Origin of the sequence: Paenibacillus sp. LjRoot56, from assembly GCF_964253335.1 — a bacterium.
GTDB lineage: Bacteria > Bacillota > Bacilli > Paenibacillales > NBRC-103111 > Paenibacillus_E > Paenibacillus_E allorhizoplanae.
This window is the reverse complement of record NZ_CAXURV020000001.1, coordinates 267,885-275,000: the sequence shown is the minus strand read 5'-3', so window position 1 is coordinate 275,000 and position 7,116 is coordinate 267,885. Positions and strand designations below refer to the sequence as shown.

Below are 7,116 nucleotides of genomic sequence, written 5' to 3'. Positions count from 1 at the left end.
TAGTGAAGCAGTACCGTGAGGGAAAGGTGAAAAGCACCGCGGAAGCGGAGTGAAAAAGAACCTGAAACCGTGTGCTTACAAAAAGTCAGAGCCCTCTATATGGGTGATGGCGTGCCTTTTGTAGAATGAACCGGCGAGTTACGTTCCCGTGCGAGGTTAAGTTGAAGAGACGGAGCCGCAGCGAAAGCGAGTCTGAATAGGGCGCTTTAGTACGTGGACGTAGACCCGAAACCGTGTGATCTACCCCTGTCCAGGGTGAAGGTGAGGTAACACTCACTGGAGGCCCGAACCCACGAATGTTGAAAAATTCGGGGATGAGGTGGGGGTAGCGGAGAAATTCCAATCGAACTCGGAGATAGCTGGTTCTCCCCGAAATAGCTTTAGGGCTAGCCTCGGATGTTGAGTTGTGGAGGTAAAGCACTGATTGGGTGCGGGGCCCGCCAAGGGTTACCAAGTCCAGTCAAACTCTGAATGCCACAAACTTAAATCCGGGAGTCAGACAGTGAGTGCTAAGATCCATTGTCAAAAGGGAAACAGCCCAGACCATCAGCTAAGGTCCCCAAGTGTGTGTTAAGTGGGAAAGGATGTGGAGTTGCACAGACAACCAGGATGTTGGCTTAGAAGCAGCCACCATTGAAAGAGTGCGTAATAGCTCACTGGTCGAGTGACTCTGCGCCGAAAATGTAACGGGGCTAAACACGCCACCGAAGCTATGGCTTGCACGTATGTGCATGGGTAGGGGAGCGTTGTATGTACGTTGAATTCTGACCGTAAGGACAGGTGGAGCGCATACAAGTGAGAATGCCGGTATAAGTAACGAAAAGATCAGTGAGAATCTGATCCGCCGAAAACCTAAGGGTTCCTGAGGAAGGCTCGTCCGCTCAGGGTAAGTCGGGACCTAAGGCGAGGCCGAAAGGCGTAGTCGATGGACAACAGGTGGAAATTCCTGTACCACCGTAGCCGTTATGAGCAATGGAGTGACGCAGAAGGATAGTGACGCGAGCTGATGGATGCTCGTCCAAGCAGTGAGGCTGGTGTGTAGGCAAATCCGCACATCGTAAGGCTGGGCTGTGATGGGGAGGGAAATTTAAGTACCGAAGGTCATGAGTTCACACTGCCAAGAAAAGCTTCTAGCCAGGCGAAGGTGCCCGTACCGCAAACCGACACAGGTGGGTGAGAAGAGAATTCTAAGGCGCGCGGAAGAACTCTCGTTAAGGAACTCGGCAAAATGACCCCGTAACTTCGGGAGAAGGGGTGCCTCGGTAGGGTGAATAGCCCGAGGGGGCCGCAGTGAAAAGGCCCAAGCGACTGTTTAGCAAAAACACAGGTCTGTGCGAAGCCGCAAGGCGAAGTATACGGGCTGACGCCTGCCCGGTGCTGGAAGGTTAAGAGGAGTGGTTAGGGGGCAACCCCGAAGCTATGAATTGAAGCCCCAGTAAACGGCGGCCGTAACTATAACGGTCCTAAGGTAGCGAAATTCCTTGTCAGGTAAATTCTGACCCGCACGAATGGCGTAACGACTTGGGCGCTGTCTCAACGAGAGATCCGGTGAAATTTTAATACCTGTGAAGATGCAGGTTACCCGCGACAAGACGGAAAGACCCCATGGAGCTTTACTGCAGCTTGATATTGGACTTTGGTACGATCTGTACAGGATAGGTGGGAGCCTTTGAAGCCTGAGCGCCAGCTTGGGTGGAGGCATCGTTGGGATACCACCCTGATCGTATCGGAGTTCTAACCTAGTACCGTGATCCGGTATGGGGACAGTGTCAGGTGGGCAGTTTGACTGGGGCGGTCGCCTCCTAAAATGTAACGGAGGCGTTTAAAGGTTCCCTCAGAATGGTTGGAAATCATTCGCAGAGTGCAAAGGCATAAGGGAGCTTGACTGCGAGACCTACAAGTCGAGCAGGGACGAAAGTCGGACTTAGTGATCCGGTGGTACCGAATGGAAGGGCCATCGCTCAACGGATAAAAGCTACCCTGGGGATAACAGGCTTATCTCCCCCAAGAGTCCACATCGACGGGGAGGTTTGGCACCTCGATGTCGGCTCATCGCATCCTGGGGCTGAAGTAGGTCCCAAGGGTTGGGCTGTTCGCCCATTAAAGCGGTACGCGAGCTGGGTTCAGAACGTCGTGAGACAGTTCGGTCCCTATCTGTCGCGGGCGTAGGAAATTTGAGAGGAGCTGTCCTTAGTACGAGAGGACCGGGATGGACGTACCGCTGGTGTACCAGTTGTCTCGCCAGAGGCATCGCTGGGTAGCTATGTACGGAGGGGATAAGCGCTGAAAGCATCTAAGCGCGAAGCCCCCCTCAAGATGAGATTTCCCAGTATGTAAGACCCCTTGTAGACGACGAGGTTGATAGGTTCGAGGTGGAAGTGCGGCAACGTATGCAGCTGACGAATACTAATCGGTCGAGGGCTTAACCAAAATTCCTAAGTAAGTACTATACGTTGAAGTTTCGTATCTAGTTTTCAAGGCGCAAACAAACGCTTTGACTGTTTGGTGATGATGGCGGAGGGGACCCACGCGTTCCCATCTCGAACACGACCGTTAAGCCCTCCAGCGTCGATGGTACTTGAACCGCAGGGTTCTGGGAGAGTAGAACGTTGCCAAGCACACAGTAAGAGTCTTTCTGGATTTTTTCCAGAAAGACTCTTTTTTTTGCATCTGTAAATATTGCTTTTTTAACCATACTAATCCTACGAGGAGGGATGACGATGAGAACAACAAGCAGCATGAGATGGATGGGCAGGGTATGTCTTTGTTCAATAGTAACGCTGATGATGAATGGTTGCTCTACGAAAATCGAAGAAGTGAAGGAAGGGGCAAATACACTTCACTCTTTAAGTCATGTAGGTAGCATGGGGCTTGCGCCTAATCAAGAACCGAAGAAGATGCCGCAGGCTGTGGCTATAAATCCTTCTTTTTCCATGCCTGCAAAACCGATCGTGAAAGGTATTTACGTATCCGCCTGGTCCTCCGTAGGTACCAAATTCGAGCAGTTGATTGAGCTGGTGGAGCATACGGATTTAAACGCGATGGTGATTGATGTTAAGAACGATTCCGGCCAGGTAACCTATCCCTCAACGGTTCCTTTGGTCAATGAAATCGGGGCGAATAGCCACGTTATTATACAAGATATGAAAGCGAAGCTGCAGAGATTGAAGCAGAAGCATATTTATACGATAGCAAGGCTTGTTGTTTTTAAGGATCCTTATTTAAGTAAGAAGAAGAGTACGTACGCTATGAAAAACAGAGACGGTAGTGTCTGGAAGGATGCGAAAGGAATCGCTTGGGTAGATCCTTTTAAAACTGAGGTATGGGACTATAATCTTCAAATCGCGAAGGAAGTAGCTGCGCTGGGGTTTGATGAGATCCAATTCGATTATGTAAGGTTCCCAGAGAATGGTCAGAAGGTAGATCGGGAAGTTCAATTCGATAATCCTCAGAAGCTAAGTAAGGCTCAGGATATTGCAACGTTTTTGCATAAAGCGAAGGAACAGATCGGCAATAAGGCGTATATTTCGGCAGATGTATTCGGATTAACGACGTCTTTACCTAATGATATGGGCATTGGACAAGATTGGGCGATGATTAGTAAAGAGGTTAACTTTATTTCTCCGATGCTGTATCCGTCACACTACACGACAGGAATTTATGGGGTGAAATACCCGGATTTGCAGCCATACGCGATCATCCATCAAGCCATTAACGACGCCAAATGGAAAAACCATCAGCTAGCGAAATCAAGTAGTCAGGTTGCACAGATCAGGCCTTGGTATCAGGATTTTACGGCAACATGGGTCAAACCGCATAAGAAGTATGGTGTGATCGATGTTAAGGAGCAGATTAAGGCAGCGAAGGAGCAAGGGATTGAGCAGTTCCTACTCTGGAATCCAAGCAGCACATACTCCTATCGTTAACGGAATTGACTTATTCGAGGTGAGGGGGAGCTGTAGGCTCGTCCTTTTCCTTGACACCAAAAATAGGCTTTTGTTAAGATTGCAATCATACGAAAGAATGAGCTGAGGCTAATGAATCAAGCTTTCTTCAGTTAGAGGGCTTAAGGAGGACATGGAACGCTGTGAGAGAAGATAAGTTTGGCAAGGAAGGTTTAACGTTTGATGATGTTTTGTTAGTGCCGAGGAAGTCCGAAGTGTTCGGTAAGGAGATCGACGTTTCGACGCAACTGGCGCCTGGTGTGAAATTAAATATCCCTTTCATTAGCTCCGCTATGGATACAGTGACGGAGTCCGCGCTAGCGATTGCTATGGCCCGTGAAGGTGGCATCGGAATTATTCATAAGAATATGCCGATTGAGCTGCAAGCTGAGCACGTTGATCGTGTCAAAAGGTCAGAGAGTGGCGTTATCACCAACCCTTTCTCCTTGACGCCTGAACATCACGTTTATGATGCAGAAGAGTTGATGGCGAAATACCGCATTTCAGGGGTACCGATTGTAAATGAAAATAATCGTTTAGTTGGTATTTTGACGAATCGCGACTTGCGCTTTGTACATGATTACTCCATTAAAATTAAAGAAGTGATGACGCAAGAAGGACTTGTGACAGCACCAGTTGGCACGACACTTCAGCAAGCAGAGGGCATCCTTCAGAAGCATAAAATTGAGAAGTTGCCTTTGGTAGACGAGAATTTTGGTCTTAAAGGGTTAATAACGATTAAAGATATTGAGAAGGCCATTCAATTCCCTAACTCAGCTAAGGACGCTCAAGGGCGTCTACTTGTTGGTGCAGCTGTTGGTGTGTCTAAAGACGTGCTTGAGAGAGCCGCAGCGCTTGTTACAGCGGGTATTGATGTCATCGTCGTCGATTCTGCACATGGTCATCATATTAACATCGCAGAGACTGTGAAGAAACTGAGAGCCCAGTATCCAGAATTGCCAATTATCGCAGGGAACGTTGCGACAGGCGATGGTACACGTGATTTGATCAAAGCAGGAGCTTCCATGGTGAAAGTGGGGATCGGTCCTGGATCGATCTGTACGACTCGTATTATTGCAGGGATTGGTGTTCCACAAATTACCGCGATTTATGATTGTGCACAAGCAGCGGCCGAATTTGGTGTTCCGATTATCGCAGATGGCGGAATTAAGTACTCAGGTGACGTGGTTAAAGCGATCGCAGCGGGAGCTAGCGCGGTTATGATCGGTAGTCTTTTTGCAGGGACAGAAGAGAGTCCGGGTGAGTCTGAGATTTTCCAAGGTCGCAGATACAAGGTTTACCGTGGAATGGGCTCCTTAGGTGCTATGAAGGAAGGCAGCAAGGATCGGTACTTCCAAGAGAACGAGAGCAAGCTTGTTCCAGAGGGTATTGAAGGTCGTGTGGCTTATAAAGGGCCAATGGCGGATACGGTGTATCAACTGGTGGGCGGACTTCGCTCAGGTATGGGGTATTGTGGCGCACGCAACATTCAAGAACTTATCCATGATACGCAATTTGTTCGTATTACAGGAGCAGGTTTGAAAGAAAGCCATCCGCATGATATTCAAATTACAAAAGAAGCACCAAATTACTCAATGTAGATGAGAGACTTTTAGCTCCGCTAAAAGGTCCCTATATATTGTCACAATATGGATGAAATTGGAGGCGTGGGAGTTGAACCCACGTTTTCTTTTTTTTGTCTAATGGGGTGTGATACAATATAACGTGTCATATTGTTTTACAAACATTATTTAGGGAGAGTGAAATTGTGAGATTTTTACGATTTACAAAGAAAAAGGTTGCTTTGGTGTTAGGTATTAGCTTAATTGCTCAATCCTTACTTTTACATATACAGCCAACCTACGCGGCAGATGAGAAAAAGCCAGCGGCTTCTCCATCCCCAGCGGCGGTGACAACGCCTGCACCTAACGCAGGGACTACACCAGCACCTGCTTTGAATGAACCTCAAGTAGCAGCGAAATCTGCGATAATCATGGAAGCCAGCACAGGAGCAGTCCTGTTTCAAATGAATGCAGACGAAGCCTTCCCTCCGGCAAGTATGGCGAAGATGATGACAGAGTATTTGGCAATGGAAAGCATTAAAGAAGGCAAATTCAAGTGGGACTCACCTGTGACAGCCACTAAGAATGCAGCAGATGTTATTGGTTCCGGCCAGTTGATCGCTGAGAATGAAACACTAACGTTCAAAGATATGTTCAATGCGATGTCCATTTATTCCGCGAACGATGCTTCTGTCGCTTTTGCTGAATTGCTTGGCGGTACAGAAGAGAATTTCGCGAAAATGATGAATGACAAAGCGAAACAGCTTGGGATGTCGGATAAGGCTCATTTTATTAGTGCGACAGGACTTTCACGTGCGGATCTCAAGAATCCACCTGCTTCTATTGAAGGTGAGACGAAGATGACGGCGCGCGATGCAGCCATTCTTGCATATAATATTTTGAAGGACCATAAAGAAATTCTAGAATTTACGAAGATCCCTTCCTTGAAGCTGAGAGCAACAGATAAGTCACCTATGATCAACTGGAACTGGATGCTTGAAGGGAATTCAACGAACACCAACTTTAAGAAGTATGCGTATGCAGGTTTAGACGGCTTGAAAACAGGCTCAACTGATGATGCGGGCTACTGCTTCACGGGAACGGCAGAACGTAACGGTATGCGTATGATTACGGTTGTTATGGGGACGAAGACAGAACCAGAACGTTTCAATGAAACACGCAAGCTGATGGACTATGCATTTAATAATTTTGAAATAAAACCATTCTTGAATGCGAAACAGACGATAGATTCTTTGAAAAGTGTGAACATTAAGAAGGGTGTACAATTAGAAGTACCTCTTGTTACAAAAACGGGTTTAACATTCGTTGCTAGAAAAGGCGCGAAAGATACGGAATTCAAAGTGACGACAGAGTCTGTTGAAGAAAGCAAGCTAGTAGCTCCAATTACAAAAGGGGATACGCTTGGCAAAGTGAAAGTGAACTACAATGGGCAAGAAAAAACAGTAGATCTAATTGCAGATGGCGATGTCGAGAAAGGCAGTTGGATCAGGTTGCTGTTCCGCTCCATTAAAAACTTCTTCAGCGATATGTTCAATGGGATTAAAGGCGGCTCTTAGGCCAGAAAATGGGTTGTATATTACCCCTCCTTC

The 7,116-nt window shown here is 47.5% G+C and carries 3 protein-coding genes and 2 rRNA genes (1 of these 5 cut by a window edge); all 5 read left to right on the top strand.

Annotated elements, in window-relative coordinates; all coding sequences use genetic code 11:
* Positions 1 to 2,430 (top strand): 23S ribosomal RNA (locus ACSQ8O_RS01235); it begins 487 nt to the left of the window's first position.
* 71 nt (positions 2,431 to 2,501) lie between these two features.
* Positions 2,502 to 2,618, top strand: a 5S ribosomal RNA gene (rrf, locus tag ACSQ8O_RS01230).
* A 102-nt stretch (positions 2,619 to 2,720) separates the two neighbouring features.
* A complete protein-coding gene (locus ACSQ8O_RS01225; RefSeq protein WP_436240143.1) occupies positions 2,721 to 3,926 on the top strand; it encodes a putative glycoside hydrolase in 1,206 nt (401 codons plus the stop codon).
* A gap of 161 nt (positions 3,927 to 4,087) precedes the next feature.
* Positions 4,088 to 5,545, top strand: a complete 1,458-nt coding sequence (gene guaB, locus ACSQ8O_RS01220) for an IMP dehydrogenase (protein WP_171633418.1) — start codon at positions 4,088 to 4,090, stop codon at positions 5,543 to 5,545.
* A gap of 167 nt (positions 5,546 to 5,712) precedes the next feature.
* A complete protein-coding gene (locus ACSQ8O_RS01215; RefSeq protein ID WP_436240142.1) occupies positions 5,713 to 7,083 on the top strand; it encodes a D-alanyl-D-alanine carboxypeptidase family protein in 1,371 nt (456 codons plus the stop codon).
* Positions 7,084 to 7,116 lie beyond the last annotated feature (33 nt).

Coding starts and splice junctions, on each gene's coding strand:
- ACSQ8O_RS01225 (WP_436240143.1), top strand. CDS start 2,721: ATGAGAACAACAAGCAGCATGAGATGGATGGGCAGGGTATGTCTTTGT.